The sequence below is a fragment of the Streptomyces sp. CG4 genome, assembly GCF_041080655.1.
GTDB lineage: Bacteria > Actinomycetota > Actinomycetes > Streptomycetales > Streptomycetaceae > Streptomyces.
In genome coordinates this window covers 4,990,550-5,015,477 of the sequence record NZ_CP163525.1, presented here as the reverse complement: position 1 = coordinate 5,015,477, position 24,928 = coordinate 4,990,550, and the positions used below count along the sequence as shown (strand labels likewise).

Here is a 24,928-nt window from a genome sequence, read left to right as displayed (position 1 = left end):
GGTCTTCGTCACAGGGAGTGCTCCGGCGCGTTCGCTCCGTACAGAGCCGTTGCGAATGCGTCACCGGAAGGGGATTGGCCGGTTTCCGGTACAGGCCAATGGGGCATCCACACCGTGGCGTGGGGCAAAGGAGGTCTCGGGGGTGGCGTTGGTGGTGGCACAGGAGGTGCCCACGTCGTCGAGCATGGCCGTACCCCATGGCCCTGCGGGCGTGGGGAAGGCGAGGCACCGGATGCGTTCGCAACTGCGCAGCGGGGGCGTGTCCGAATCGGTCATCGACGATGCCGTACTGATCCTTTCCGAACTGTTGAGCAATGCCTGCAAACACGGGCGGCCCCTGGGCGACGCGCTGGCCGGCGACGGTGACGTGCGTGCCGCATGGCGGGTGGACGCACGGGGCCGGCTCATCGTCGAGGTGACGGACGGCGGCGGCCCGACCCGCCCGGCGCCGGCCACCCCGTCGGTGACGGCGCACGGCGGCCGGGGGCTCAACATCATCACGGCCCTCGCCGACGACTGGGGCGTCCAGGACGGCGTCCGCGGCGAGGTGACGGTCTGGGTGGTGGTCCACGAAGACGTCCACGATCCCGATGCGGGCTGCCGTCAGAACGGTTTCGCTACGCGCGTCACCGCCCCCGTACTCGCGGACCTGCCCGGCCTGGACTTCGCGGACGCGTTCGACGACCTGGGCTGAACGGACGGCCCCGGCCGCCTGTTGGGACCGGCGGACACGATGTCGCTTGCGCGGGCCGACGGACACGCGGGGACGGTGCCGCTCACCCGGACCGACGGGCACGGTGCCGCTTGCCGGGGCCGACGGAGGCCCGCCGGCGCTCTCGAGGATCCCGGCTTGCGACGACGCTCCCGAGCGCCTGGGCTGCCGGACGCCGCCGAGGGCCTCGGTCGGCGCGGGCCGAAGGAGGGCCGAAGAGGGCCTGGAGCGAGGCCGGAGCAGGGCTGGAGCGGGGCCGGGACGGACCGCGGGACGCCCCAGTGGTTGTCCACAGGTTCACACCTCTGGCGTCGTGCTCGCGTGCGTTGTCCACAGGTTCCCGCCGGTCACGGCCTGAACGGCTAGGCTCGCGCCCGTACGAGAAGAGCCGTAACCGGGAGACACCCACGATGGCCAAGAAGCGACTCCAGACGAAGGCCGAGCGGCCGAAGCTGATCGACGGCGAGATCCCGGTCGTCGGCGCCCGTGAACCCTGCCCCTGCGGCAGCGGCCGACGCTACAAGGCGTGCCACGGCCGGGCCGCGGCACACGCGGTGACCGAGCTGGTGCACCGCCCGTTCGAGGGGCTGCCCGGTGAGGGCGACTGGGTGGCGCTGCGCGAGCTGGTGCCGGCCGCGACGGTCGAGCTGACCCTCAAGGACGGCCTGCCCGAGGGCGTTCCCTCGGTCACGCTCGCCACGGTGCTGCCGATGGCCTGGCCCGCGCTGCGCCGCGACGACGGCTCGGTCCTGATCGGCCTGCAGAACGACACGGCGTCGGGCGACCTCAGCCGCGACCTCGCCGACACCCTGCAGCGTGCGCTCCAGGCCGAGCCCGGCACCCCCGTGCAGGGCCGCCGCGCCCCGGCCGAGGGTCCGCGGCTGCAGGATCTGCTCGACCTGCAGGCGCCGTTCGAGCCGGTCGTGCAGAGCGGCTTCGAGTTCTGGGTGCCGGACGCGGAGAACGCCACGCCGGAGGTGACCGCGTCCCTGGAGCGGGCGAACGCCGCCGCCATCCCGACGGCGAAGCTGACCGGAGTGGACGCGGCGTACTGGTGCGAGACCCCGGAGAAGAACCACCTGCGCTGGGTCATGCCGCACTCGGAGGAGCAGCTTCTGGACGCTCTCGCGCGGCTGCACGCCGCGGGCCGGTCCAACCTGGGCGAGGGCACCCGGCTCGTGGGCTCCTTCCGTGCTCACGGCCTCACGGTGCCGGTCTGGGACCTGCCGAGCGGGGTCACGGCGGACGATGTGGAGAAGCCGGCCGCCGAGTTCGCCGAGCGCCTCGCCGCAGCCCTCGCCGCGACCGAGCCGCTCACTCCGGAGGAGCGCCGGGCGCGCGGCGGACTGACCAACCGACAGGTCACGCTCAACTGACGTGTGCGCGGGCGCGGGCCTCGACTGAACGGTCGGTAAGCCGGGGCCGCGCCCGCGAATCAGGTGACTCCTGTCACAACTCCCCCTGATAACAGGGAAATCGGTGGCCGAATGCCCCGGACGGAATTTGCGAACCGCCAATCTCTTGTTACGGTTCCAGTAGCCCGGTTGCTGGTGCATCCCCCGTCGCCAGCAACCGGGTCTTTCCATGCCCGCGTGCGGTGTACAAACCGCCGCGGAGTGTCGACCCCTCCCGGAGGGTCAACTCCCGCCCTTGGCCCCCGTCTTGGCCCCGGTCTTGGTCCCGGTCTTGCCGCTGGCGTCGGCCGCGTCGCTGCCCGAGCGCAGCAGCAGCGCACCGGCCGCTCCGCGTGTGGCGAACTCGTCGACGGCCGTGTAGCCCTCCGGTCCGCCCTTGGTGTGCTCGCGGGGCGTGTCACAGGTGGCGGGCTGGTCGTCGCCGCTCGTGACGCAGTGCATCTGCACACTGCGACCGCCGGGACCCATCAGGCTCAGTACGGAGTCCAGCGACTTGCCGGTGGCGTTGCGGTAGTAGGTGCGGGCCCAGGTGTCCGCGCCCTGGGTCAGCACACAGGTCTGTGCCTCGAGGCCGTCGGGAGAGGTCAGCTGAGGCCCGCACCGCGCGGCGGTGGCCAGGCCCAGCCCGAGGAGCCCGGGTGCCTGGTCGGGCGCGGGGATCTTGGCGTCGGTGGATCCGCCGGCGTCCCCGGCTCCACCGGCGCCCTCGGCTCCACCGGCGTCCCCGGTTCCGGCGGCGTCCTCGTGAGAGTCGGCGGCATCGCTCCGCCCGGAGTCCTTGCCTCTCCCGGCGGCGTGTTTGTGCCCCGAGGTCCGTTCGCCGCCCCGCAGCCGTCCCGCCAGCGCTTTGCGGGCCGCCTCGCCCACCTGCCCCGCGGACGCCACGGCCAGCGGCAGCACGACCGCCGCCACCACGACGCCGATCAGCGCGAGCAGCCACCACGTGCGGGAATCCGTCCGGCCCGCTTCCGCCCGGCCGGCTTCCGCCGACCGCGCCCCGTGTCGTGGCGATCGTCGGCCGTGCCTCCCGGCCGGCCGACTCCCCTGTCCCCCCGAACCCCCTGAACCCCCAGAACCCCCAGAATTTCGCAGCATGTCCGGAAGATAACGAGCAAGTGGGGTTCGTCCCCGCCGCCCGCGCCGACATCCCTAGAACTCGGGTGCGCTCACACCCGTACGAGTGAGGGCGTCGATTGCGGCGTCCACCACGGCCTCCACATCGGGCACCCACGGCGCGGCCGAGCCGGGCAGCGGAGCCCGCTCCCAGCGGACGGTGCCCTGGCCGGTCTCGGACGGGGGCAGCGCGAGATAGCCGCCCTCGCCGTGGAAGCGCAGCGCACCGGGGACGAAGTCCTTGGCATAGAGGAGTTCGCCCAGTTGCTGCAGGGAGTAGGGCCTGACGAGCAGCGCCCAGCGGTTCTGCGAGGCGAGCACCGGACCGAGGCGCATGCCCCGCCGGTCGAGCAGGGCGAGCGCGTGCGAGGCGGCGAGCGCGGGCAGGCTGACCGCGCAGGGCGCCTTGCCTCCGGTGGCCAGGACGATCGGCGCGCTCGGCCGGTTGGCCCACCACCAGCGCACCATGCGGGCGTCGGTCGTGGCCGCGAGCAGACCCGGATCGAAGGGGTGCGCACCGGGCACCGTGCACTCCGGGTCGGGGCAGCCGCAGCGGGCCCGCCCCCGCGGGTCCGGGGCCACGCCCGGGAGTACCGGCCACTGCCACTCGGTCGCGAAGGTCAGAGCCGCGCTGATCAGCTCAGGCCTCCGGTCGTTCCGCCTGGACAGGAGCCTGCGTCGCCTTCCGAGGATCTCGCGCATGAGCGCTCGTTCCTTTCCGTTGCACCGCTGGCAACACCGTGGTCCACATCACACCATGTGTCGATCACTTCACTGTGCGTACCTGTTGGCGCATCACGCCCCTGCGCATGACAGGGGAACCCCAAGGGGTCGAGCATGGGCCGCATCCGCGTCCGTAGTACGTGTCCATCAAAAGCACGGGTGCGGCGCGGGGGTGGCGAAGTATGGCGTTTTTGCCGTCGCGCGTGGTTCTCTCCGCCTCCGCCAGGGAGGATGGGGCTCGGCCGTCGGTGGCTATGACGCCCGGGTCCGTCGCCAGGTTCCGGGTGGCCCCCAGCCACCCCTGGCCTTCTCCGAGTACGTACCCATCACGACCGCTGTGACGCTCTGTGGAGCAAGGCCAGTCGACCGCAATGAACCGATACCCGAGGCAGTTTTAAGCCAACTTGGCAGTAACACAAGGGGTTCGAAAGAAACCCTCGTCCGCCTCATGGACACCAGGAATCCCCGCAGGACAATGCTGGACATCCCCTCACGAGTGCGTGTACATGTGGAGACACTGCTAGCGGCGCAGAATGACATGGGGGTTTGCGATGCTTTTCAGCAATACGCACCGGTCTGAAAGCCGGACGCCATGAACGCCCCGCACCCTCCGAAAGTGGCCGGAATCGATCCCACTGTTCCGACGTCCGCACAGACTGTCGCGCCCACCCCCCACGCCCCGGGCGCCACCGGCTCCCCGGACGCCGCTCCCGTCCCGGCCCCGAACGCCCCCGCCCCCGGCACCCTCCTCCAGGACCGGCTGGCCGGCTGGGTCTCGGACCTCACGACCCTCCACGAACTCACCGAGCGCCTGTGCCGCACGGACGCGCTGGAGCCCGCCCTGCACGAACTGCTGCGCGCCGGAGCCTCCCTCGTCGGCGCCCGCCGCGGCCTCGTCGCCCTGGAGCCCGGCGACGGACTCGGCCCCCGCACCACCCTCGGCCTCGGCCTCGGCCGCGCCGACCTCGGCCACATCGAGACCGTCCCGCGCAGCGCGCTGCCGTACGACACCGGCACGACCAGCGAGATCGTCCACCCCGACCTGCTCGCCGAGGACGGCCTCGACCCCCGGCACCGCGAGGTCGCCGCCCGCCTCGGCTACGCCGCCAGCTACGCCGTGCCCCTCGCCTCCCAGACCGCGGGCCGCCTCGGCGCCGCCGTCTGGCTCTACGACGAACCCGCCGAGCCCCATGAACGGCAGCGCCACCTCGCCGGCCTCTACCTCCGGCACGCCACCGAGCACCTCGCCCGGCTTGTGGAGGTGGAACGCACCCGCGCGCGCGTGGCGACCATCACCGAGGAACTGCTGCCCACCCGGCTGCCCCGCGTGCCCGGCGTGCAGCTCGCCGCCCGGCACCGCACCGGCCCGCGCGGCGGCGGTGACTGGTACGACGCGCTGCCGCTGCCGGACGCGGCCCTCGGCCTGTCCGTCGGCTCGGTCACCGGCTCCGGGCCGAGCGCGGTGGCCGCGATGGGCCGGCTGCGCGCCTCGCTGCGGGCGTACGCCGTGATGGAGGGCGAGGACCCGGTCGCCGTCCTGTCCGACCTGGAGCTGCTGCTGCGGCTGACCGAGCCCGCCCGCTCCGCCACCGCGCTGTTCGCCTACTGCGAGCCCGCCCTGCGCAAGGTCACCCTGGCCGGCGCCGGACACAGCCCGCCGCTGCTGATCGGCGCACGGCGCACCGAGTTCGCCGAGACCTCCGTCTCCGCCCCGCTCGGCATGCTCGCCTGCTGGGAGGCACCCAGCGTGGAGATCCAGGCCGAGGCCGGAGAGACGGTCCTGCTCTACACCGACGGGCTGCTGCACCGTACCGGCGACCCCATGGACCGCGCCTTTGCCCGCCTGCACGCGGCCGCCGCGAGCATCCCGCGCACGCTGCGCCACGATCCCGGCGCCGTCGCCGACCACGTCCTGCGCACCGTACTCCCGAACGGCATGGACGCGGCCGACAGCGAGGAGGACGTGGTGCTGCTGGCGGCCCGCTTCGACTGAGCGAAGCCGCAGGGTGTCGGCATGACCGGGCATAACAGGTCATCCGGCCCGGGTTCACCCACCGTACGACCGTACGATGATGGAGGCCCCCGCTCGGCCACAAGCATGAGCGTCGCGGGCCCGGGGGAGATCACACGCCGTACCGAGGAGGATCACGTGGCCGACGAACTCAACCCGGCCGTGCCCGATGAAGCTGCTACCGCAGCGGGCCCGGAAACTGAGTCCGAGGAGCCCATCAAGCAGCGGAAGAACGGCCTGTACCCGGGCGTCTCCGACGAGCTGGCCGAGAACATGAAGTCCGGCTGGGCCGACACGGAGCTGCGTGACCTGCGGCCGGTCCCGCAGGCCGCCGAGACCGCGCGCCGCCGCGCCGCGCTCTCCGCCCGCTTCCCGGGCGAGCGCCTGGTGATCCCGGCGGGCAACCTGAAGACCCGCTCGAACGACACCGAGTACTCCTTCCGCTCGTCCGTCGAGTACGCGTACCTCACCGGCAACCAGACCGAGGACGGCGTCCTGGTCCTGGAGCCCAAGGACGGCGGCCATGAGGAAACGATCTACCTCCTGCCCCGCTCCGACCGCGAGAACGGCGAGTTCTGGCTCTCCGGCCAGGGCGAGCTGTGGGTCGGCCGCCGCCACTCCCTGACCGAGTCCGCGGCGCTCTACGGCATCCCGGCCGCCGACGTGCGCGAGCTGCCGGAGAAGCTGAAGGAGGCCACCGGCCCGGTCCGCGTGGTGCGCGGCTACGACGCCGGCATCGAGACGGCCCTGCACGACAAGGTCACCGCCGAGCGCGACGAGGAGCTGCGCGTCTTCCTCTCCGAGGCCCGGCTGGTCAAGGACGACTTCGAGATCGGCGAGCTGCAGAAGGCCGTCGACTCGACGGTCCGCGGCTTCGAGGACGTGGTCAAGGTCCTCGACAAGGCGGAAGCCACGTCCGAGCGCTACATCGAGGGCACGTTCTTCCTCCGCGCGCGCGTGGAGGGCAACGACGTCGGCTACGGCTCCATCTGCGCCGCCGGCCCGCACGCCTGCACCCTGCACTGGGTCCGCAACGACGGCCCGGTCCGCTCGGGCGACCTGCTGCTGCTCGACGCCGGCGTGGAGACCCACACCCTCTACACCGCCGACGTCACGCGCACGCTGCCGGTCAACGGCACGTACACCGAGATCCAGAAGAAGATCTACGACGCGGTGTACGAGGCCCAGGAGGCCGGTATCGCGGCCGTGCAGCCGGGCGCCAAGTACCGCGACTTCCACGACGCCGCCCAGCACGTGCTCGCCACGCGGCTCGTCGAGTGGGGCCTGGTCGAGGGCCCGGTGGAGCGCGTCCTGGAGCTGGGCCTGCAGCGCCGCTGGACCCTGCACGGCACCGGTCACATGCTCGGCCTGGACGTCCACGACTGCGCCGCCGCGCGGACCGAGACGTACGTGGACGGCACGCTGGAGCCGGGCATGGTCCTCACCGTCGAGCCGGGGCTGTACTTCCAGGCCGACGACCTGACCGTGCCGGAGGAGTACCGGGGCATCGGCGTCCGCATCGAGGACGACATCCTGGTGACCGAAGACGGCAACAGGAACCTCTCGTCCGGGCTGCCGCGCCGCTCCGACGACGTCGAGGCGTGGATGGCATCGCTGAAGGGCTGATCTGCGTTTGAATGGCCGGGTACCGGGTGGCGGTGCCCGGCCATTCGCGTGCCTAGGGGGAAGGTTCTCGTGAACGACTTCTGGTCCGGTGTTGATCTGCATCTCGAACCCGACTCGGCGGACGGCCGGCGTATCGGGCTGGAGCGGGCCCTGCGGGATGCCGTGCGGGACGGGCGGCTCACGCCCGGGACGCGGCTGCCGGCGACCCGGCGGCTCGCGACCGAACTCGGGATCTCGCGCGGCACCGCCAAGGCGGCCTACGACCAGCTCGTCGCCGAGGGATATCTGACGGCGCGCCAGGGCTCGGGGACCCGGGTCGCCGAGCTGCCCGCCGTCGAGTCGGCGGAATCCGGCACGGCGACACGCACGCGTGCCCCGCGTTTCGATCTGCGCCCCGGCAGCCCGGACGTCGGCGCCTTCCCGGCGGCCGCCTGGCTGCGCGCGCTGCGCCGGGCCATCGCGACGGCACCCTCACTGGCGTACGACTACGGCGATCCGCGCGGCCGGATCGAGCTGCGCACGGCCCTGTCGGGCTACCTGGGCCGGGCGCGTGGGGTCCTGGCACCCCCGGAGCGGATCGTGATCACCTCCGGGTACGTCCAGGGCCTCGCGCTGCTCACGCGCGTGCTGGACGGCGCCGCCGTCGCCATGGAGGACCCGGGGCTGCCGTTCCACCGGGAGGTCGTACGCCGCAACGGCGGAACGGTCCTGCCAGTGCCGGTCGACGCGCGCGGGGTGTGCCCCGAGCGACTGGGCGAGGCGGCCGCCGTGGTGGTCACCCCGGCGCACCAGTACCCGACCGGGGTGACCCTGCACCCGGAGCGGCGGCGGGCGCTCGGCGACTGGGCACGCGCGCGGGGCGGGCTGATCGTCGAGGACGACTACGACGGGGAGTTCCGCTACGACCGCCAGCCGGTCGGCGCGTTGCAGGGCATGGCACCCGGCCGGGTGGTGTACCTCGGCACCGCCTCCAAGACGCTCGGCCCGGCGCTGCGGCTCGGCTGGATGGTGCTGCCCCCGCAGCTGGTCGACGCGGTCGCCGACGCCAAGCTGCACAGCGACCACCACACCGAGACCATCGGCCAGCTCGCGCTCGCCGAACTGATCGACAGCCACGCCTACGACCGGCATGTGCGCGCTTCCCGGCTGCGCTACCGGCGCCGCCGGGACCAGCTGCTGGACCGGCTGGGCGCGGGCCGGGGCGTGCACGGCATCGCGGCGGGGCTGCACGCGCTGATCGACGTGCCCGACGAGGCCGAGGTGCTGGCCCGCGCGGAGGCGGAGGGCCTCGCCCTCGGCGCCCTCGGCGACCACTGGCACACCCCCGGCCCCGGCCGCCCGCAGGGCCTGGTCGTCGGCTACGGCACGCCCCGCGAGCGGTCGTACCCGGAGGCACTGGAGATGTTGGCGAAGGTGCTGGAAACCAGGGGTCGCTGAGGCCGGGGCCCTTACGCCCAGGTGATCAACTTCTTCGGCTGTTCCAGGATCGCCGCCACGTCCGCCAGCACCTTCGAGCCCAACTCACCGTCGACCAGCCGGTGATCGAAACTCAACGCCGGCGTGGTCACCTGACGCGGCTTGACCTTGCCCTTGTGCACCCACGGCATCGCCGCCGGCGACGTCTTCCCCTCCCGCGCCGTCGCCACCAACTCACCGAGACCAGCAGCCAGTTGAGGCAAAGTCTTGTCGTGCGCGTCCTTGATGTTCGGCACGATCACGCCGCCGTGACCGCCGCGATCCTGGCCGACCTGCCCCACCGCACCCGCTGGTCCCGCAGCGACGGCGCAGCGGACGCGGGCTCGTGGCGCCGCGCGAGTTGGCGAAGCCGAGCGGTACAGCGGGACGGGGGTCGCGGGTGCGTCCAGTGGCGCGCGGGCCGGTGGATCCGGCCGTACACCCCCGCACACCCACCCAGCCCGGCCAGTACGGCGACCGCGTACTCACCGGCGCTGTGTCCGAGGTAGGCGGCGGGCCGTACGCCCCAGGAGAGGAGCAGCGTGCCCAGCGCCACGTCCAGGGCGAAGATCAGGGGCTGGGCGCGGCGGACATCGTCGAGAGGGACGCCGACGTTCTGTATGTCTGTCTGTACGTCTGTCACGAGCCGACCCGGGTGGGGCAGGCCGGGGCGACATGTGTCGCCGCTTGCCGGATGGATGCCATCGCCGAAGGTCCCCTCCCTCTCGGGGCCGCTCAGGGCTGGGAAAACATTCCTGAGAGGAGAGTCACGACCCGGGACAGCGCTGCACTGGAGTGGCTCTGAAGACCGGACTAGACAGCCAGCAGCGGCGCGTCCTTCCGCCACTTGAGGATCTTGTCGAAGCTGACCACCGTGCCGCCCCGGCCGGGCTTGGCGCCGATCTGGACGTGATCGGCCAGTTCCCGGATCAGACACAGCCCGCGGCCGTGCTCGGCGTCGGGGCGGGCGGGGCGGATCTCCGGCGCGCGCGGGAACCCCGGCCCGGAGTCGGCCACTTCGATACGGCACTTCTCACCGTCGAGATACGCGGTCACCCGGTACGCACCCGAGACACCGCCGTGCGGCATGCGCCCGCCGTGCTCGACGGCGTTCGCGCAGGCCTCGCTGAGGGCGACGGAAAGGTCGTAGGAGATGTCGGGGTCGACGCCCGCCGTCTCCATCGTGCCGATCAGCAGCCGCCGGGCGAGCGGCACGCTCGCGGCCTCGCGGCGCAGATGGAGTGACCACCAGATGCTCATGCTCCAGCCTCCTGGCCGCGGCTCGACATACCGATACGTATTGCCGCCCATAGGGGGCCGTAAGCACACCGTTGACGTGACTCCGCCCATACAGCCGATGCGCCTCGGGAGGAATCGGTGTATGAGGGGCGCGATCCCGCTGCCCTGCCGTAGGGCCCCGGTAAACCCAGTGCGATGATGGGCCCGCCATGACTGCCCCCCACCCGCGCACGGCGCGCCCCGGAGCCGGGCTCCGGATCCTGCGGGCCGCGGTGTTCGCCGCGGTCTGCGTCGCGCTGGCCGCGTGCGGGCACGCCCTCGCATCCTGCGCGAGCGTGCCGCTGTGGACGCTGGGCGCGGGGTTCGTCGGGTGTCTGCTGCTCGTGGTGCCACTCGCCGGGCGGGCCCGCTCGCTGCCCGGCATCGCCGCGCTCCTCGCGCTCGGCCAGACCGCGCTGCACGCGTTGTTCGGGCTGGGCCAGCACGGGGCCGCCATGGTCTCCGGGCAGATGACGATGGGGGCGACGAGCCCCGCAGGCTCGATGGGCTCCGCCGGCTCGGTGGGCCCCGCCGGCCCGACGGGTTCCGCGCTCGGCGACACCGCGCTGGTCGAGCAGGCCGCGCGGTACCTGTGCGGGTCGAGCCCCGGCGCCCTCACCCCGGGACGCGCCTTCCACGTCCTGCTCGCCGCCCACCTCATCGACCGCTCGGGCCGGCCCCCGGCCGTGCCGGGCGGCGTCCTGCCCCACGCGGACGACGTCACCGGCTCCTCCGCCGCGCTGCTGCCCTCGCTGCCGATGCTGCTCGGCCACGTCCTCGCGGCCGTCGCCGCCGGCTGGCTGCTGCGCCGCGGCGACCTGGCCCTGCTGCGGCTGATCGAGCTGTCGGCGCACGGAGTCGCGGAGGGGGCGCTCGTACGGTCTCTGCGTGCGGCACTCGCGCTGGCGTGCGCCCTGTGCGCCGGGCTGCTGCCCGCCACCACGCCCGGTCCCCGGAGCCGTCGTACCGCCCAGGACGAGTCGGCCTCCCCGCGCACCGGCGCACTCCAGCACACGGTGATCCGGCGCGGCCCGCCCGCCGCGCGCTTCCTTCTCGCCGCCTGACGCGACGCGCGCACCACTCCACGGGAGACCCACGGGAGATCCCAGGGGAGACCCCAAGGGAGATCCACCGGAGACCTTCGGAAGACCCGGGGGAGAGGCCGCCGCCGTCGCGCGGCACGCACGCGTGCGCCGAACGCGCAGAGCAGCAGGGCACGCGTACCTCTCTTCGTCACCGAACTCTCAGAGTGGAGTACTCCTGCCATGCAGGCTTCTCGTATCGCCTCGCGCGTCGTCGCCGCCACCGCTGTCGCGGGCACGGCCGTCCTCGCGCTGTCCGTCCCCGCCTTCGCGCACGTCACCGTGCAGCCGGAGGGCACCGCGGCCAAGGGCGGCTACGCGGTCGTCGACTTCAAGGTCCCCAACGAGCGTGACAAGGCCTCGACCACCAAGGTCGAAGTCGCCTTCCCGGCCGACCGCCCGCTCGCCTCGGTCATGCCCGAGCCCGTGCCCGGCTGGAACGTGCAGGTCACCAAGGCCAAGCTGGACAAGCCGCTGACCATGCACGGCGAGAAGATCGACGAGGCCGTCACCAAGGTCACCTGGACCGCCGACGACGGCAAGGGCATCCAGCCCGGCTACTTCCAGAAGTTCCCGCTCTCCGTCGGCGCCCTGCCCGAGAACACCGATCAGCTCGTGTTCAAGGCACTGCAGACGTACTCCGACAACGAGGTCGTGCGCTGGATCGAGGTGCCGCAGGCCGGCCAGGACGAGCCGGAGAACCCGGCCCCCGTGCTGCAGCTGTCCGCTGCTGCAGACGGCCACGGCGGCTCGGCCGACGCCAAGGACACCTCCGGCAAGACCGGGAACGCGACCGCCGCCACGGACTCCGGCTCCCATGACACCGACACCACCGCGCGCGTGCTCGGCGTGGTCGGCATCGTCGTCGGCATCGCGGGCGTCGCCTACGGCGTCCTCGCGGGCCGTCGCCGGACCGCCTGAGCCCCACCGTTCCGTACCGCGCACGGGGGCGTGCGACGCATGCGACGCTGTCGTGGCCGTCGTACGACCCCGGTGCGCGCCGGAGTACTCACATCTGGGACATTTTTCTATGCGCAAGAAGACGTTCGCCGCGGCCGCGCTGCTCGCCGCCGCCACCCTGACCCTGTCCGCCTGCGGCAGCGGGAACGACGGCAAGTCGCCGGTCTCCGTGGTCGCGGAGGAGTCCGGCTCGGGCAAGGCCGCCACCGTCCTCGACCAGCCCTTCGAGAAGCCGGACCTCGTCCTCACCGACACGCACGGCAAGAAGTACGACCTCCGCAAGGAGACCAAGGGCCATCCGACCCTGGTCTACTTCGGCTACACCCACTGCCCCGACATCTGCCCGACGACGATGAGCAACATCGCCGTCGCCAAGAAGGCGCTGCCCCAGGCCGAGCAGAACGACCTGCGCGTCGTGTTCGTCACCACCGACCCCGGCCGCGACACCCCGGCCCAGCTGGGCACGTGGCTCAAGGGCATCGACCCCCAGTTCATCGGCCTGACCGGCGATTTCGCCACCATCCAGGCCGGTGCCCGCTCACTCGGCATCTCCGTGGAGCCGACGACGAAGGACAAGAACGGCAAGCTCGTCTCCGTCCACGGCACCCAGGTCATCGCCTTCTCCCCGAAGACGAACGCCGGTTACGTCCTCTACGGCGAGGACGCCTCGGTCGACGAGTACACCAAGGACCTGCCCAAGCTCGTCAAGGGAGCCAACCCGTGAGCCTGCCCCTGACGCGCCGGGCCGTCCTGACCGCGGCCACCGCCCTCGCCGGCACGCTCGCCCTCGCGGGCTGCTCGGACTCGGGGTCGACGTCCGACGCGAGCTCCGGCTCCTCGAAGGCCGAGCTGTCGGTGAGCGGGTCGTACATACCGCAGCCGGTCTCCGCCGACATGGCCGCCGGCTTTCTGACCATCACCAACAAGGGCGGTGCCCAGGACGAACTGACCTCGGTGCGCAGCGACACCGCCGGCCAGGTCACCATGCACAGCACCGCGGGCGGCGCCATGCGGGAGCAGAGCTCCTTCGCCATACCCGCCCACGGTCAACTCGTGTTCAAAAGCGGTGGCAACCATCTGATGTTCGAGAAGCTGAAGCGTCCGCCGAAGCAGGGCCAGACGGTCGCCGTGACACTCACCTTCGCCAAGTCCGGGCCCCTCACCGTCGAGATGCCGGTGAAGTCCGCCACGTACAACCCGTCGACCGGACACTGAGGGAGGGACCGACACCGTGACGTGGACCATCACCCCCACACGGCAGCGGAACAGCCTGCGCATCCTGGTGCTGCTGTTTCTCGCCGTCACCGGCGCACTGCTCGCGGGGGCCGCACCGGCCTCCGCGCACGCGGCGCTGACCGGCAGCGACCCCGCGCAGGGGGTGGTGGTCAAGCAGGCACCCAGCCAGGTCTCGCTCACCTTCTCCGAGAAGGTGGCGATGAACGACGACTCCCTGCGCGTCCTCGACCCGCGGGGCAAGCCCGTGCAGAGCGGCAAACCCGGCAACGTGAGCGGGACGACGTACGCCGTGCGGCTCAAGAGCGGCCTGGGCAAGGGCACCTACACGGTCACCTACCAGGTCGTCTCGGCCGACAGCCACCCCGTCTCCGGCGCCTACACCTTCTCCATCGGGGCGCCCTCGCGGACCGTGGTCTCCGGCACCGGGCCGGTCGCGGGCGGCGGAGTCGTCGGCGGCCTCTACGCCCTCGGGCGGTACGCGTCGTACGCCGGCTTCATCGTGCTCGCGGGCGGCGCCGCCTTCGTGCTCGCCTGCTGGCAGCGTGGAGCCGGCGTACGGGCCCTGCAACGGCTGGTCGTCGGCGGCTGGCTCACGCTCACCGCGGCCACCCTGTGGCTGCTCCTGCTGCGCGGCTCGTACACCACCTCCGGGAAGCTCGCCGACGTCTTCGACCTCGGGCTGCTCGGCCAGGTGCTGCAGACCAAGACCGGCGCGGCCCTGGTCTCCAGGCTGCTGCTGCTCGCCGCCGCCGCACTGTTCATCGCAGTCCTCTTCGGTGCCTACACCCGCCCGTCGCCCACCACCACCCTGACCGACGGCGCTTCGCGCCGACTGCCTGATTCAAGCGAGGACAGCGAGGAGAAGCGCGATCTGACCTTCGGGCTCGCGATCGGCGGGGTGGTCGTCGCGGCCGGGCTCGCCACCAGCTGGGCCATGGCCGAGCACGCCTCGGTCGGGCTCCAGCCGGGCATCGCCATGCCCGTCGACGTCGTCCACCTGCTCGCCGTCGCCGCGTGGCTGGGCGGGCTCACCGCCCTGCTCGTCGCCCTGTACCGGGCGCCCGCCGAGACACCGGTGGAGACCGCCGCCGTCGCCCGCTTCTCCCGCGTGGCCTTCGGCTCCGTCCTCGCGCTCGTCGCCACCGGCACCTACCAGTCCTGGCGCCAGCTGGGCTCCTGGTCGGCGTTCACCGACACCCGGTACGGACAGCTGCTGCTGGTCAAGATCGGGCTGGTGGCGCTGCTGGTCGGCATCGCCTCGATCTCCCGGCGCTGGACGGGCCGGCTCGCCGACACGGCCGCCAACACGGCCGAGCAGCCCGGGAAGGAGCGCGTCACTGCCGGCGCGCCCAAGCGCTCCACCGGCTCGGGTACCGCCCAGCAGTCCGGCGGCTCCGATGCGGCCAAGCAGTCCGGCGCCAAGGGCAAGACCAGCGGAGACCCCCGGCGCGCCGAGCAGCTCGCCCGGCAGCGGGCCGCCATGGACGCTGCCCGGCAGAAGCGGCTGCGCGACGGTGACGCGAACCGCTTGGGGCTGCGCCGCTCGGTGCTCGCCGAGGCGGGCGTCGCGGTCGTGCTGCTCGCCGTCACCACCTGGCTGACCCAGACCGAGCCGGGCCGCACCGAGCTGGAGGCCAAGGCCGCCGGCTCGTCCGCGAGCTCGGCCACGGCGCCCTCGAACGGCGCGCTCACCCTGGACATGCCCTTCGACACCGGCGGCACCAACGGCAAGGGCGTCGTCAGCATCGACCTCGACCCCGCGCGCGTGGGCGGCAACGAGATGCACGTCTACGTCCAGCGGCCGGGCGGCCGGGCCTTCGACATCCCCGAGGTCAAGGTCGCCTTCACCCTTGAGGCGAAGAAGATCGGCCCGCTTCCCGTGACCCCCGACCACATCACGACCGGCCACTGGTCGGCGAGCGGCGTGCAGATCCCCATGGCCGGCGACTGGAAGATCTCCGTCACCGTGCGGACCTCCGACATCGACCAGGCGACCGTCTCCAAGAACGCGCAGATCGGCTGAACGACACCATGCCCGACCAGTCCATCCCCCAGGCCCGTACGTCCGCCGAGGCGTCGCAGGAGCGCGAGTCCACGGGCGGCCACGGCGTGTCCCGGCGCGCGCTGCTCGGCACCGCGGGCGCCACCGGGCTCGTGCTCGGCGCGGCCGGCGGGGCCGTGGGCTACGCCGCCGCGCCCGCCCCGGCCACCCCGCTGACCTCGGTGGGCTCCGACCGGGCGATGTTTCACGGGAAACATCAGCCCGGCATCACCGAGGGCCTCCAGGCGCGCGGCCATCTCGCCGCCTTCGACCTGGCGGCGGGCGCGGGCCGCAAGGAGGCCGCGGCCCTGCTGCGCCGCTGGTCGGCGACGGCCGAGCGGCTGATGGCGGGCGAGGCCGCGCCGCACGACGACACCGATGTGGCTCGCGACGCCGGACCCTCCTCGCTGACGATCACCTTCGGCTTCGGGCACGGCTTCTTCGGCAGGACCGGCCTGGAGAAGCAGCGGCCCAGCGCACTGGACCCGCTGCCGGACTTCTCCTCCGACCACCTGGACAAGACGCGCAGCGACGGCGACCTGTGGGTGCAGATCGGCGCGAACGACGCCCTGGTCGCCTTCCACGCCCTGCGCGCGATCCAGAAGGACGCGGGCGGCGCGGCGCGTTTGCGCTGGCAGATGAACGGCTTCAACCGCACCCCGGGCGCCACCGCCCACCCCATGACCGCCCGCAACCTCATGGGCCAGCTGGACGGCACCCGCAATCCCCGGCCCACCGACTCGGACTTCGACCGGCGGATCTTCGTACCCGCCACCGGAGAACCGGCCTGGATGGCGAACGGCTCCTACGCCGTCGTACGCCGCATCCGCATGCTCCTGGACGACTGGGAGAAGCTCCCGGTGTCCGCCCAGGAGCAGGTCATCGGGCGCCGCAAGGCCAACGGGGCACCGCTGTCCGGCGGTGGCGAGACCACCCCGATGGACCTGGAGAAGACCGACGCCAAGGGCGAGTACGTCGTCCCGCTCAACGCGCACGCCCGGATCACCCGGCCCGACAAGAACGGCGGCGCGGCCATGCTGCGGCGCCCCTTCTCCTACCACGACGGCTTCGACGCGGACGGCACCCCGGACGCCGGCCTGCTCTTCGTCTGCTGGCAGGCGGACCCGCTGCGCGGCTTCGTACCGGTGCAGCGCAAGCTCGACCGGGGCGATGCGCTCTCGCAGTTCATCCGCCACGAGGCCAGCGGTCTGTTCGCCGTGCCGGGCGGGCCGGCGAAGGGCGAGTACGTGGGGCAGCGGCTGCTGGAGGGGTAGCCCGGCCTGACGGGGTTCCTGGGGTTGCAGGGTTCATGGGGTTTACCGGTTCTCCTGGGCTTTCCCGCACCAAACCACTCGGTCGAGTGGCTGTCGTGAGACACCTGGGCCGGGGCGACGCGCGGCCATTAGGGTGAGGGACATGCCAGCGAGCTATGCGTATCTCGGCCCCGAGGGCACCTTCACCGAAGTCGCCCTGCGGACGCTCCCGGAAGCCGCCACCCGGGAACTCGTTCCGTTCGTGTCGGTGCAGTCCGCGCTGGACGCGGTGCGGGCCGGCGAGGCCGAGGCCGCGTTCGTGCCGATCGAGAACTCCGTCGAGGGCGGCATCACCACCACCCTGGACGAACTGGTCGCGGGCGAGCCGCTGACCATCTACCGCGAGGTCCTGCTGTCGATCACCTTCGCGCTGCTGGTCCGGCCCGGCACGAAGCTCGCGGACATCAAGACCGTCTCCGCCCACCCGGCGGCCCAGCCGCAGGTCCGCAACTGGCTGCGCACCCACCTCCCGGACGCGGTCTGGGAGTCGGCCGCCTCCAACGCGGACGCCGCCCGTCTGGTCCAGGAGGGCCGCTACGACGCCGCCTTCGCCGGCGAGTTCGCCGCCGCCCGGTACGGCCTCGAGGCCCTGGAGACCGGGATCCACGACGCGGAGAACGCCCAGACCCGGTTCGTGCTGGTCGGCCGCCCGGCCCGGCCCGCCGCGCCGACCGGCGCCGACAAGACCTCGGTGGTGCTGTGGCAGCGCGACGACCACCCGGGCGCGCTGCGCGACCTGCTCGGCGAGTTCGCCTCGCGCGGCATCAACCTCATGCTGCTGCAGTCACGGCCGACCGGCGCCGGCATCGGCAACTACTGCTTCTGCATCGACGCCGAGGGCCATATCTCCGACCGGCGGATGGCTCAGGCGCTGACGGGGCTGAAGCGGATCTGTCTCCAGGTGCGTTTCCTCGGCTCCTATCCGCGCGCGGACATCACGCCGGGCGAGGCCCGGCCGACGCTGCCGGGGACATCGGACGAGGAGTTCATGGCGGCGGCGGACTGGGTGACGCGCTGCCAGGACGGCCGGTTCTAGCCAGTCATACCTGCATATCATCGTTATCCACAGAAGTTATCCACAGGTCCGCTTCTCGACCTGGGGACAAGTCGACAGGGGTGTGTGAGTCAGTCGACAAATCGCCTCTCACGTCCCCCGGACGGTCACCGCTCGACGCCTCACCCTTCGTCCACTCGTTTCCGTTGATTCATCTTTTGGGGCGACCACCTTCCACCCAAAAGTGGGTGTGACCCGGGTTTGCCCTGGGAATTCCTCAGTCCGGCGACGACTTCCGGAGTGATCAATTCCGAAGTCCACAGACCTTCCACACAGCCTGTGGATAACTCTTCGGAGGGTGTGGATTTCTGTGGACAACGCGGCTGTGAAGTCCCGTTCTCCACAAGGGAATCCAGTCAACCCGGCGCCTGGGACGTGCCCCGTCCCAGGGAGTGAGACACTTTTCCTTGACGCCGTTCTGACACGTTTCGTAATTCGCGCATAACGCACTGTAAGTGGGCGAACAGTGGCAAATCAGAACTCCGCGGAATAGGGATTCGTGAGCGACAAGCCCGCACCGGTAGCCTTGGCCTCGTGATTGACCTTCGCCTGCTTCGTGAGGACCCCGACCGTGCGCGCGCATCCCAGCGCGCCCGTGGAGAGGACGTCGCGCTCGTCGACTCCCTCCTGTCTGCCGACGAGCGGCGCAGGTCCTCCGGCGTCCGCTTCGACGAGCTGCGTGCCGAGCAGAAGCAGCTCGGCAAGCTGATCCCCAAGGCCACCGGCGACGAGAAGGCCGAGTTGCTCAAGCGTGCCGAGCAGCTGAAGGCCGACGTCAAGGCCGCCGACGCCGAGCGCGACGCCGCCGACGCCGAGACCCAGGAGCTGCTGCTCCGGCTCGGCAACCTCGTCCACCCCGACGTGCCCGTCGGCGGCGAGGAGGACTTCGTCACGCTGGAGACGCACGGCGTCATCCGTGACTTCGGTGCCGAGGGCTTCGAGCCCAAGGACCACCTGGAGCTGGGCCAGATCCTCGGCGCGATCGACGTCGAGCGCGGCGCCAAGGTCTCCGGCTCCCGCTTCTACTTCCTCACCGGTGTCGGCGCCCTGCTGGAGCTGGCCCTGGTGAACGCGGCGATCGCCCAGGCCACGGCCGCCGGCTTCACCCCGATGCTCACCCCGGCGCTGGTCCGCCCCCAGTCCATGGCGGGCACCGGCTTCCTCGGCCAGGCCGCCCAGGACGTCTACCACCTGGACAAGGACGACCTGTACCTGGTCGGCACGTCCGAGGTGCCGCTGGCGGCCTACCACATGGACGAGATCATCGACGCCGAGCGACTGCCGCTGCGCTACGCGGGCTTCTCCCCGTGCTTCCGCCGCGAGGCCGGCTCGCACGGCAAGGACACCCGGGGCATCTTCCGTGTGCACCAGTTCGACAAGGTCGAGATGTTCTCGTACGTCGCGCCCGAGGACTCCCAGGCCGAGCACCAGCGCCTGCTGGAGTGGGAGAAGCAGTGGCTGACCTCGCTGGAGCTGCCGTTCCGCGTCATCGACGTCGCCAGCGGTGACCTCGGCGCCTCGGCCGCGCGTAAGTACGACTGCGAGGCGTGGATCCCGACCCAGGGCAAGTACCGCGAGCTGACCTCGACCTCGGACTGCACCGAGTTCCAGTCCCGCCGCCTGTCCATCCGCGTCCGCGACGGCAAGCAGGTCAAGCCGCTCGCCACGCTCAACGGCACGCTGTGCGCCGTACCGCGCACGATCGTGGCGATCCTGGAGAACCACCAGCAGGCCGACGGCTCGGTCCGCGTCCCCGAGGTGCTGCGCCCGTACCTGGGCGGCCGGGAGGACCTGGAGCCGCTCGCCAAGTGACCGGCTTTCCGTACCGGCTGATCGCCACCGACCTGGACGGAACGCTTCTGCGCTCCGACGAGTCGGTCTCGCAGCGCACCCGTGAGGCGCTCGCCGCGGCCACCGCGGCGGGCGCGGCCCATATCGTCGTCACCGGCCGGGCGGTCCCGTGGACCCGGCACATCCTGGACGACCTCGGTTACGACGGCCTCGCCGTCTGCGGCCAGGGCGCGCAGGTCTACGACGCCGGGGCGCACCGGCTGCTGACATCCGTGACCCTGGACCGGCAGCTGGCGGGGGTTGCCCTGGCCAAGATCGAGGCCGAGGTGGGCCCGCTGTATCTGGCGGCCAGCCGCGACGGCCTCGACGGCGACGTCCTGGTGGGCCCGGGCTACGCGGTCACGGGTTCCCTGCCCGCCCTCCCCCTCACGGACGTGTCCGACCTCTGGGCGGCTCCACTGAACAAGATCTACATACAGCATCCGACGCTGTCCGACGACGCGCTGGCGGAGGCGGCCCGGCAGGCGGCCGGAGGTTTCGTCACGGTGGCCATGGCGGGCGAGGGCATCGTCGAACTGCTTCCGCTGGGCCTGTCCAAGGCCACGGGCCTGTCCCTGGCGGCCCGGCGCCTCGGACTGAAGGCCGCCGACACGATCGCCTTCGGCGATATGCCGAACGACATCCCGATGTTCGCCTGGGCCGCGCGCGGGGTGGCGATGGCCAATGCCCACGAGGAGCTCCGCGCAGTCTCCGACGAGGTCACGGCGTCCAACGAGGAGGACGGGATCGCGGTGGTCCTGGAGCGGTTGCTGGGTCTACGGCACGGGGTCGCGCCGTAAGGCGTCGGCCAAGTCCCAGCGACAATGTTGTGCGGAGGATGCACGGATCGAACGTGCGCGGGCTGTGAGACCCGACCACGGTTTAGCAAACCGGTGCCTTACCACTCGGCCAATCCTCCGGGTGGGCGGCCCACGCAAGCGCAGTGCTCACGTGCTCGAAGCGGCCGCCCCGGGCTGCCCCCAGGGCTCGACGGTGGGGTAACTACACCGGAGCCGGCCTCGGGCCGCCCTGTCGGGAGCTGGGCGTACTGCCGTGCATGGACATCGCCCACCTCCACTCCCGGATCACGGCGCCGGGACGTTCCCGGCGGATGGGGCACAACCACTCTGCCCCGCCGCCGAGTTGAGCGCCACCGAATTAGCCGGCGCCGAGCATCCGTGCTACCGGCGGCGCCACTTACGTCTGCGCGCCTTGCTGAAGAACCAGCCCGCCGGCGGCTCCTCGGAGCGCCACGGCTGCGGCTCAGGCTTCTCGGCCCGCCAGCGTGCGGCGAGCATCCGGGCTCTCGCGGACGGCTCGGAGGTCTCGGCGGAGCGTACGAAGGCCTCGTCCAGGACCAGTTCGTCCCAGGCGTCTGCGTCCGGCCGTCCACACCCGTCGTTCTGCGGTATCTCCTCCGCCATCACCGGCCTCCTAGCCGTACATCCGCTGTGCCCAGTCTGCCCGGACCGAGGTGAAGTCCCGGTCAAAGCCGCCGGGCCCGGAAGGGGACCCCTTGGGGCCTACTCCTCGCCGGCCAGCTTCAGCGTCCGCAGCTTCTGCCCGGCGTACCAGGTGGCCAGCGCGGTGACCACGACCAGCAGCACGGTGGCCGTCCCCAGGCTCACCTGCGAGGTCACCAGGTCCCCGCCGGCGATCTTGTGGGCGACCGCCAGCGACCACTGCTGGACACTGAGCGTGCGTGCGCCGGGCACCAGAGAGCCGAACAGCGCCTCCCAGACCAGCGCGTAGACGAGCCCGAAGACCACCGCGTGCCGGGAGACCGTGCCGAGCAGCAGGAACAGCGCCGAGTAGGCGATCGAGGAGACCAGCGCGGCGACCGTGTAGGCGACGGCGATCTGCTGGCCGTTGCCGTTCAGGATCAGACCCGCGATCAGGGTCGGCACCGCCGAGAAGACCATGGTCACGGCGATGGCGACGATCAGCTTGGTGAAGATGATCGTGGGCCGCTTCAGCGGCTTGGACAGCAGATAGACGACGGAGCCGTCGTCGATCTCCGGGCCGATCGCGCCGGTGCCCGCGATGACGCCGATGATCGGCACCATCGTGGCGATCGCGAAGCCGCCGAGCACATCGGAGGCCGTCTGGTCGTCGGCTCCGGTCAGGGCCCGCACGGCGACCGAGAGCACGATCAGCAGCAGCGGCAGCGCGCCGAGGATGAGGGCCCGACGGCGGCCGAGCAGGGCCCGGTAGGTGAGCCGGGCGACGGTGGGGTCGTACATCTTCGGCCTCCTACGCCGCGACCAGATACGAGAAGACGGACTCCAGGGACTCGTCGGAGGGCGAGACCGTGAGGAGCCGGATGCCGTGGTCCCGGGCGACCTTCGGCAGCAGGGCGGTGAAGCGGCCGAAGTCGACGGCCTGGATGCGCAGCGCGCCCTCGGTCACATCGACCTCGATGCCGGCCGTCGAGGGGTCGGCGATCAGCGCGGCCGCGAGCGCGCGGTCGTCGCTGGAGCGCACCAGATAGCGGTGCGGGCGGTCGGTCATCAGCCGGCGGATCTTGCGGAAGTCACCGCTGGCCGCGTGCCGTCCGGCGACGACGACCTCGATGTGCCGGGCGAGCTGCTCGACCTCTTCGAGTATGTGCGAGGAGAACAGCACGGTGCGGCCCTCGTCGCCCATCTTCCTGAGCAGGTCCATCAGTTGCATGCGCTGGCGCGGGTCCATGCCGTTGAACGGCTCGTCCAGCAGGAGCAGCGAGGGGTCGTGGACCAGCGCGCTCGCCATCTTCACGCGCTGTCGCATGCCCTTGGAGTACGTGGCGATTCTGCGGTCCTGCGCGTACTCCATCTCGACCGTGGCCAGTGCCCTCTGCGCCGCCTTGGCGCCGAGGCCGTGCAACTCGGCGTTGGCGACGACGAATTCGCGGCCGGTGAGGAAGTCGTACATCGCCTCGCGCTCGGGGACGATGCCGATGTGCTGGTAGATCTTCTCGTTGCGCCACACCGGCTGTCCGTCGAGGGTGACCGTGCCGGTGGAGGGAGCCAGGAAGCCGCCCATCATGTTGATCAGGGTGGACTTTCCGGCGCCGTTGGGGCCGAGCAGGCCGGTGACTCCGGGGCCGATGGTCATAGTGATGTCGTTGACGGCGACCACGTTGCCGAACCAGCGGGAGACGTGGTCGATGCTGAGCGTGGTCACAGTCCCACCTTCTTGTAGCGGCGCATCAGCAGGCCGTAGCTGCCGGCGATCAGGGCGAGCACGACCGCGACGTAGAGCACGCCCTGTCCGGCCGACGGGTTGATCGATCCGGGGTTGCGGGCGGTCGCGCCCAGGAAGGCCGACTGGACGCCGTCGATGAGCGTGACGGGCGAGAACAGGCCGATCCACGGGATGGCGGAGGTGTGGTTCTGCACGTCGGCGATGGCCTGCAGCGTGCTGACCGCGCCGTAGGAGATGATCAGCACGGCGATCACGGCGGCGATGCCGAAGCCGCGGCGCGGGGTGACGGCGGCGATGACCAGGCCGATGCCGGCGAAGAGCAGGGAGAGCAGCGCCACGGAGACCAGTCCCTCGGCGAATTCCTTCGTCTGGTGGGCGAATCCCAGCTTGGACAGCAGCGCGCCCACGTACATCACGAGCAGGGGAGTGGCGGTCAGGATGAAGATCGCCGAGGCGAGTGACGCGAACTTGGCGCGGACGTAGTCGGCGGTCTCGATGGGCCGCGAGAAGTACAGCGGCACGGTCTTGAAGCGCAGGTCGCGGGAGACGGCCTGGGGTGCCTGCGCGGCGACGTACAGGCTGATCACGGCCTGCATCATGATCGCGTAGCGGGTGTAGGCCACCGGCAGTTCGTGTGCCTTGGTGGCGACCGCGACGGCCACCATGATGGCCGCGGGCACGCACATCACCGTGAACAGCAGCATCGGCAGCACCTTGGACTTGGCCGAGCGGCCGAGGCCGTAGGCGCCGCGCAGGGACTGCGAGTACAGCGAGCGGCGGGCGTAGGCGCGGCCGAGGCGGGGGCCGTCGTAGCCGCGGTAGCCGATGTCGTGGATGCGGGTCTGGTCGCTCGCGGGTGTGGTCAGGGGCTGGTCAACCGCCATGGCCGACGGCCTCCTTCCGCTGCTCGTCGTTGCCGTGCTCGTCACTGCCGTGCTCGTCTCTGCTGGTGAACACCTCGGAGATGTGGTGCCGGCGCTGCTCCATGCGGACCAGGCCGAGGCCGAGGTCGGCGACGGCGTCCCGGACGAGGTCGTAGGTCTCCTCGCCCTGGGCGGTGAGCAGCAGGATGTGCCCGGCGCCGGGCAGGCCCGCGCCCTCGGCGTGCGTCTCCACCCCGCGCGCGTGGAGCGCGTCGCGGACCGCGCGGGTGCCGTCGGGGTGGGCGTCGCTGTCGGTGACCTCGATCGCGAGGGTGGTCGTGGTCTGTGTGAAGTCGGTGGTGGAGCTGGAGCGCAGCAGCTTGCCGCCGTCGATGATGACGACGTGGTCGCAGGTGCGCTCCAGCTCACCCAGCAGATGGGAGGTGACCAGGACCGAGATGCCGAAGTCGGTGTGGATGCGGCGGATGAGGCCGAGCATCTCGTCCCGGCCGACCGGGTCGAGGCCGTTGGTCGGCTCGTCCAGGAACACCAGCTGCGGGTCGTGCACCAGCGCCTGGGCGAGCTTGACGCGCTGCTTCATGCCGGTCGAGTAACCGCCGATGGGGCGGTAGCGCTCCTCGTACAGCCCGACGTGGCGCAGGGTGTCCGCGGTGCGCTCGCGGGCCGCCGTGGGCGGCAGGCCCGACATGCGCGCCATGTGGACGACGAACTCGGTGGCCGAGACGTCCGGCGGCAGGCAGTCGTGCTCCGGCATATAGCCGACGCGCTCGCGGATGGCGCCGCCCTTGGTGGCGACGTCGAGGCCGAGCACCTCGGCGCGGCCCTCCGTGGCGGGGGACAGACCCAGCAGGATCTTGATCAGGGTGGACTTGCCGGCGCCGTTGGCTCCGACGAGTCCGGTCACACCGGGCCCGATGTCCACGGACAGCCGGTCGAGAGCGGTCACCCGGGGGAACCGCTTGCTCAGGCTTTCGGTCGCGATCACAGTCACGGATACGACCGTAGTGAA

Annotated in this window: 23 protein-coding genes, 1 tRNA gene and 1 pseudogene; 14 read left to right on the top strand and 11 right to left on the bottom strand. The window is 71.6% G+C overall.

Annotation, left to right across the window (positions count from 1 at the left end; all coding sequences use genetic code 11):
• Window positions 1-55 precede the first annotated feature (55 nt).
• Together AB5L52_RS22640 and AB5L52_RS22635 are read left to right on the top strand one after the other, a co-directional pair.
• Window positions 56-694, top strand: coding sequence for an ATP-binding protein (locus AB5L52_RS22640; protein ID WP_351016725.1), 639 nt, complete (start codon window positions 56-58; stop codon window positions 692-694).
• Window positions 695-1,122: 428 nt separating this feature from the next.
• Entirely contained in the window at window positions 1,123-2,088 is a 966-nt protein-coding gene (locus AB5L52_RS22635) for a DUF5926 family protein (protein WP_369365838.1), read from the top strand.
• 261 nt (window positions 2,089-2,349) lie between these two features.
• On the opposite strand, the gene AB5L52_RS22630 is transcribed toward AB5L52_RS22635, so the two are convergent.
• Entirely contained in the window at window positions 2,350-3,042 is a 693-nt protein-coding gene (locus tag AB5L52_RS22630) for a hypothetical protein (protein WP_351016731.1), read from the bottom strand.
• A 234-nt stretch (window positions 3,043-3,276) separates the two neighbouring features.
• Window positions 3,277-3,942 (bottom strand): bifunctional DNA primase/polymerase, encoded by a 666-nt coding sequence (locus tag AB5L52_RS22625; RefSeq protein ID WP_369365836.1) that lies wholly within the window; start codon window positions 3,940-3,942, stop codon window positions 3,277-3,279.
• A 613-nt stretch (window positions 3,943-4,555) separates the two neighbouring features.
• Between AB5L52_RS22625 and AB5L52_RS22620 the strand changes: the two genes are divergently transcribed.
• From AB5L52_RS22620 to AB5L52_RS22610, 3 genes are all read left to right on the top strand, one after another.
• Window positions 4,556-5,956: a PP2C family protein-serine/threonine phosphatase gene (locus AB5L52_RS22620; RefSeq protein WP_369365834.1), complete on the top strand. Its 1,401-nt coding sequence runs from the start codon at window positions 4,556-4,558 to the stop codon at window positions 5,954-5,956.
• Window positions 5,957-6,112: 156 nt separating this feature from the next.
• Entirely contained in the window at window positions 6,113-7,600 is a 1,488-nt protein-coding gene (locus tag AB5L52_RS22615; protein ID WP_369365832.1) for an aminopeptidase P family protein, read from the top strand.
• Window positions 7,601-7,669: 69 nt separating this feature from the next.
• Window positions 7,670-9,037 (top strand): PLP-dependent aminotransferase family protein, encoded by a 1,368-nt coding sequence (locus AB5L52_RS22610; protein ID WP_369365830.1) that lies wholly within the window; start codon window positions 7,670-7,672, stop codon window positions 9,035-9,037.
• Between the two features lie 11 nt (window positions 9,038-9,048).
• Here the strand turns inward: AB5L52_RS22610 and AB5L52_RS22605 are convergent.
• The 3 genes and pseudogenes from AB5L52_RS22605 to AB5L52_RS22595 all read right to left on the bottom strand — a co-directional run.
• Window positions 9,049-9,321: pseudogene (locus AB5L52_RS22605) on the bottom strand (2-oxo acid dehydrogenase subunit E2); the annotation flags it as partial.
• Window positions 9,315-9,698, bottom strand: coding sequence for an acyltransferase domain-containing protein (locus tag AB5L52_RS22600; RefSeq protein ID WP_369365828.1), 384 nt, complete (start codon window positions 9,696-9,698; stop codon window positions 9,315-9,317). The pseudogene AB5L52_RS22605 and the gene AB5L52_RS22600, both read right to left, overlap by 7 nt.
• A gap of 170 nt (window positions 9,699-9,868) precedes the next feature.
• Window positions 9,869-10,315, bottom strand: coding sequence for an ATP-binding protein (locus AB5L52_RS22595; protein ID WP_351570949.1), 447 nt, complete (start codon window positions 10,313-10,315; stop codon window positions 9,869-9,871).
• Window positions 10,316-10,503: 188 nt separating this feature from the next.
• On the opposite strand from AB5L52_RS22595, the gene AB5L52_RS22590 reads away from it, so the two are divergent.
• The 9 genes from AB5L52_RS22590 to AB5L52_RS22550 all read left to right on the top strand — a co-directional run bounded on the left by AB5L52_RS22590 (window position 10,504) and on the right by AB5L52_RS22550 (window position 20,649).
• Window positions 10,504-11,397, top strand: coding sequence for a hypothetical protein (locus tag AB5L52_RS22590; protein WP_351016751.1), 894 nt, complete (start codon window positions 10,504-10,506; stop codon window positions 11,395-11,397).
• A 201-nt stretch (window positions 11,398-11,598) separates the two neighbouring features.
• Window positions 11,599-12,336 carry a YcnI family protein gene (locus tag AB5L52_RS22585; RefSeq protein ID WP_351016754.1) on the top strand — a complete coding sequence of 246 codons (738 nt, stop codon included), beginning with the start codon at window positions 11,599-11,601 and terminating at the stop codon, window positions 12,334-12,336.
• Between the two features lie 109 nt (window positions 12,337-12,445).
• On the top strand, window positions 12,446-13,099 hold the full coding sequence (locus tag AB5L52_RS22580; protein WP_351016756.1) for an SCO family protein: 654 nt from the start codon (window positions 12,446-12,448) through the stop codon (window positions 13,097-13,099).
• Window positions 13,096-13,590, top strand: coding sequence for a copper chaperone PCu(A)C (locus AB5L52_RS22575; protein WP_351016758.1), 495 nt, complete (start codon window positions 13,096-13,098; stop codon window positions 13,588-13,590). The genes AB5L52_RS22580 and AB5L52_RS22575 overlap by 4 nt, the downstream gene beginning before the upstream one ends.
• Before the next feature lie 16 nt (window positions 13,591-13,606).
• Window positions 13,607-15,634, top strand: a complete 2,028-nt coding sequence (locus tag AB5L52_RS22570; RefSeq protein ID WP_369365826.1) for a copper resistance CopC/CopD family protein — start codon at window positions 13,607-13,609, stop codon at window positions 15,632-15,634.
• An 8-nt stretch (window positions 15,635-15,642) separates the two neighbouring features.
• The gene (gene efeB / locus AB5L52_RS22565) at window positions 15,643-16,926 is read left to right on the top strand and encodes an iron uptake transporter deferrochelatase/peroxidase subunit (protein ID WP_369365824.1); all 1,284 of its coding nucleotides are present in this window, start codon (window positions 15,643-15,645) and stop codon (window positions 16,924-16,926) included.
• A 142-nt stretch (window positions 16,927-17,068) separates the two neighbouring features.
• Window positions 17,069-18,001 carry a prephenate dehydratase gene (pheA, locus tag AB5L52_RS22560; protein ID WP_351016767.1) on the top strand — a complete coding sequence of 311 codons (933 nt, stop codon included), beginning with the start codon at window positions 17,069-17,071 and terminating at the stop codon, window positions 17,999-18,001.
• Window positions 18,002-18,553: 552 nt separating this feature from the next.
• On the top strand, window positions 18,554-19,831 hold the full coding sequence (serS, locus tag AB5L52_RS22555) for a serine--tRNA ligase (protein ID WP_369365822.1): 1,278 nt from the start codon (window positions 18,554-18,556) through the stop codon (window positions 19,829-19,831).
• The gene (locus tag AB5L52_RS22550) at window positions 19,828-20,649 is read left to right on the top strand and encodes an HAD family hydrolase (RefSeq protein WP_369365820.1); all 822 of its coding nucleotides are present in this window, start codon (window positions 19,828-19,830) and stop codon (window positions 20,647-20,649) included. The genes serS and AB5L52_RS22550 overlap by 4 nt, the downstream gene beginning before the upstream one ends.
• Before the next feature lie 32 nt (window positions 20,650-20,681).
• Here AB5L52_RS22550 and AB5L52_RS22545 read toward each other — a convergent pair.
• The 6 genes from AB5L52_RS22545 to AB5L52_RS22520 all read right to left on the bottom strand — a co-directional run bounded on the left by AB5L52_RS22545 (window position 20,682) and on the right by AB5L52_RS22520 (window position 24,904).
• Window positions 20,682-20,768 (bottom strand) — tRNA-Ser (locus AB5L52_RS22545).
• A 262-nt stretch (window positions 20,769-21,030) separates the two neighbouring features.
• Entirely contained in the window at window positions 21,031-21,273 is a 243-nt protein-coding gene (locus AB5L52_RS22540) for a hypothetical protein (RefSeq protein ID WP_351570927.1), read from the bottom strand.
• A 99-nt stretch (window positions 21,274-21,372) separates the two neighbouring features.
• Window positions 21,373-22,092, bottom strand: a complete 720-nt coding sequence (locus AB5L52_RS22535; protein WP_351016777.1) for an ABC transporter permease — start codon at window positions 22,090-22,092, stop codon at window positions 21,373-21,375.
• Window positions 22,093-22,102: 10 nt separating this feature from the next.
• Window positions 22,103-23,014 (bottom strand): ABC transporter ATP-binding protein, encoded by a 912-nt coding sequence (locus tag AB5L52_RS22530; RefSeq protein ID WP_351016780.1) that lies wholly within the window; start codon window positions 23,012-23,014, stop codon window positions 22,103-22,105.
• Window positions 23,011-23,919 carry an ABC transporter permease gene (locus tag AB5L52_RS22525; RefSeq protein WP_351016783.1) on the bottom strand — a complete coding sequence of 303 codons (909 nt, stop codon included), beginning with the start codon at window positions 23,917-23,919 and terminating at the stop codon, window positions 23,011-23,013. Before AB5L52_RS22525 ends, AB5L52_RS22530 begins: the two co-directional genes overlap by 4 nt.
• The gene (locus tag AB5L52_RS22520) at window positions 23,909-24,904 is read right to left on the bottom strand and encodes an ABC transporter ATP-binding protein (protein ID WP_351017408.1); all 996 of its coding nucleotides are present in this window, start codon (window positions 24,902-24,904) and stop codon (window positions 23,909-23,911) included. The genes AB5L52_RS22525 and AB5L52_RS22520 overlap by 11 nt, the downstream gene beginning before the upstream one ends.
• Window positions 24,905-24,928 lie beyond the last annotated feature (24 nt).

Excerpts from the sequence above, each read along its gene's own strand:
- AB5L52_RS22635 (WP_369365838.1), top strand. The coding sequence starts at position 1,123 with ATGGCCAAGAAGCGACTCCAGACGAAGGCCGAGCGGCCGAAGCTGATC.
- AB5L52_RS22590 (WP_351016751.1), top strand. The coding sequence starts at position 10,504 with ATGACTGCCCCCCACCCGCGCACGGCGCGCCCCGGAGCCGGGCTCCGG.
- AB5L52_RS22540 (WP_351570927.1), bottom strand. The coding sequence starts at position 21,273 with ATGGCGGAGGAGATACCGCAGAACGACGGGTGTGGACGGCCGGACGCA.
- AB5L52_RS22525 (WP_351016783.1), bottom strand. The coding sequence starts at position 23,919 with ATGGCGGTTGACCAGCCCCTGACCACACCCGCGAGCGACCAGACCCGC.
- AB5L52_RS22535 (WP_351016777.1), bottom strand. The coding sequence starts at position 22,092 with ATGTACGACCCCACCGTCGCCCGGCTCACCTACCGGGCCCTGCTCGGC.
- AB5L52_RS22585 (WP_351016754.1), top strand. The coding sequence starts at position 11,599 with ATGCAGGCTTCTCGTATCGCCTCGCGCGTCGTCGCCGCCACCGCTGTC.
- AB5L52_RS22580 (WP_351016756.1), top strand. The coding sequence starts at position 12,446 with ATGCGCAAGAAGACGTTCGCCGCGGCCGCGCTGCTCGCCGCCGCCACC.
- pheA (WP_351016767.1), top strand. The coding sequence starts at position 17,069 with ATGCCAGCGAGCTATGCGTATCTCGGCCCCGAGGGCACCTTCACCGAA.
- AB5L52_RS22620 (WP_369365834.1), top strand. The coding sequence starts at position 4,556 with ATGAACGCCCCGCACCCTCCGAAAGTGGCCGGAATCGATCCCACTGTT.
- AB5L52_RS22595 (WP_351570949.1), bottom strand. The coding sequence starts at position 10,315 with ATGAGCATCTGGTGGTCACTCCATCTGCGCCGCGAGGCCGCGAGCGTG.
- AB5L52_RS22640 (WP_351016725.1), top strand. The coding sequence starts at position 56 with ATGCGTCACCGGAAGGGGATTGGCCGGTTTCCGGTACAGGCCAATGGG.
- AB5L52_RS22625 (WP_369365836.1), bottom strand. The coding sequence starts at position 3,942 with ATGCGCGAGATCCTCGGAAGGCGACGCAGGCTCCTGTCCAGGCGGAAC.
- efeB (WP_369365824.1), top strand. The coding sequence starts at position 15,643 with ATGCCCGACCAGTCCATCCCCCAGGCCCGTACGTCCGCCGAGGCGTCG.